2 protein-coding genes are annotated in these 1,985 nt (G+C 69.0%); one reads left to right on the forward strand and one right to left on the reverse strand.

From position 1 onward, the window contains the following. Positions 1-396: 396 nt before the first annotated feature. On the reverse strand, positions 397-909 hold the full coding sequence (locus tag ACZ514_RS32230; RefSeq protein ID WP_469126339.1) for a hypothetical protein: 513 nt from the start codon (positions 907-909) through the stop codon (positions 397-399). 61 nt (positions 910-970) lie between these two features. Here ACZ514_RS32230 and ACZ514_RS32235 point away from each other — a divergent pair, with 61 nt between their 5' ends. Then, the gene (locus ACZ514_RS32235; protein WP_468171357.1) at positions 971-1,504 is read left to right on the forward strand and encodes a GNAT family N-acetyltransferase; all 534 of its coding nucleotides are present in this window, start codon (positions 971-973) and stop codon (positions 1,502-1,504) included. Positions 1,505-1,985 lie beyond the last annotated feature (481 nt).

Below are 1,985 nucleotides of genomic sequence, written 5' to 3' on the forward strand. Positions count from 1 at the left end.
CCGCCCCGGAAAGACAAGGACTGCCGAGAACCCCCCAAAGAAACGGGACGGTCCAGAGGAGAAGCACTCCCGTATCAGCGATGAGGCGGGGTGGGGCGGGCCCTGCCCGTGTCCCCATGCGGGCCCCCAGAGACCCTTGACGGGCCCCCGGGCGCGTCAGATCGCTACGTGCTCCCCATGGCATAGCGTCCGACGACCGTCCGGGGCTGATACCCGCACGAAATGTCGATCAGAGCCCCTTTCGGGGGCGGTCGGCGCGTCAGATCGCTACGCGCTCCTCCCGGCATAGCGTCCGGCCGCCGTCCTGGGCCGGTACCCGCACTTGATGTCGATCAGAGCACCCTTCGGCAGCGGTGGGCGCGTCGGATCGCTACGGGCCCCTCATGGGGCCGTGTCTCACAGATGCGTGGAATGCAGGGCTTCCAGGGCTTCCCTCGCGGAGAAGGACTCGAGCAGGCGGAGGGTCGGGCCCTGTTCGGAGACCAGGACGGCGTAGTTCGCCGGGATGAGGGAGGGGTCGCCCCAGGGCTCCTTGACGTGCGCGCGGGCGAGGAGGCGGCCGGAAGTGTGCCGGATCCAGGGGATGACGAGGAGATCGGCCAGGTCCGGGTACGTCAGGGGCGCGGTGGTGGGGTGTTCGACGATTTCCACCGGACTGGGGAGACCGTCGCCCCGGCAGGCGAGGAGACGGGAAGCGATGTCGCGCCGCACACCCCAGCTCTCCGCGATGACGGAGATGTCCACCCGCGTGGTCTCACTGATGGCCACCTGGTGTTCGAGGAGACCGCACACCAGCAGCTCCAGTCCGGCCTCCTGCTCGCCGATGTCCCAGCAGACCTGGACCTCACGCCCCTCAGCCTCCGGCAAGAGGCGGACGAAACGGTTCCATACGTCGGCTTCAGCGATCATCCGGAGAGGCTAACGGTCAATGTGATTGCGGTGATCACCTCCGTGGCGAAACGATGCGCCTATGGAGCAGCCGAAAGACACCATTGACTGTGAAGGCTTCGTCCTGCGGCGCTGGCGGGAGGAGAGCGACTTCGACGCCCTCCTCCGCCTGAGCGAGGAATCCCTCGACCACTTGAGCCCGTGGATGCCGTGGGCACGCTCCCACACGCCGCAGCACACACGGGACTTCCTCGCCGGCTGCGATCCGAACTGGCGCAGCGGCGAGGCGTACAACTACGCGATCACCGTGGACGGCCGGCCCGTAGGCAGCCTCTCCCTCTACCTCGCCGACGAACCACAGGGACGTGCGGTCGGCTACTGGCTGCACCCGGCCGCCACCGGCCGGGGCATGGCCACCCGGGCAGCGGCGGCCGCAGTCCGCGAGGCGTTCGCCCTGCCGGGCGTGGAGTACGTCGAGATCGCGCACGATCCGGCCAACTCCGCCAGCGCCGCCGTCCCCAAGCGCCTGGGATTCACGCTGTCCTCGCAGGACGCAACGGGCGTCACCTGGCGGCTGCACGCGCCACCGACCGCCGAGGAGCCCGTAGCGATCTGACGCGCCCAACGCTCCCCAATGGCGCTCTGATCGACATCAAGTGCGGGTACCGGCCCAGGACGGCGGCCGGACGCTATGCCGGGAGGAGCGCGTAGCGATCTGACGCGCCCACCGGTCCCGGATGGTGCTCTGATCGACATTCCGTGCGGGTATCAGCCCCGGACGGTCGTCGGACGCTATGCCGCGAGAAGCGCGTAGCGATCTGACGCGCCCACCGCTCCCGAAAGGGGCTCTGATCGACATCGCGTGCAGGTATCAGCCCCGGACGGTCGCCGGACGCCATGCCATGGGGAGCACGTAGCGATCTGACGCGCCCGGGTGGATGGCCGGGGGTCTCTGGGGGCCCGCATGCGGGACACGGGCAGGGCCCGACCACCCCGTCTCACCGCTGATACGGGAGTCCTTCCCCTCTGGACCGTCCCGTTTCTTTGGGGGGTTCTCGGCAGTCCTTGTCTTTCCGGGGCGGGACGGTCGGTCAAGG

The organism is Streptomyces sp. NPDC034086 (assembly GCF_055575515.1).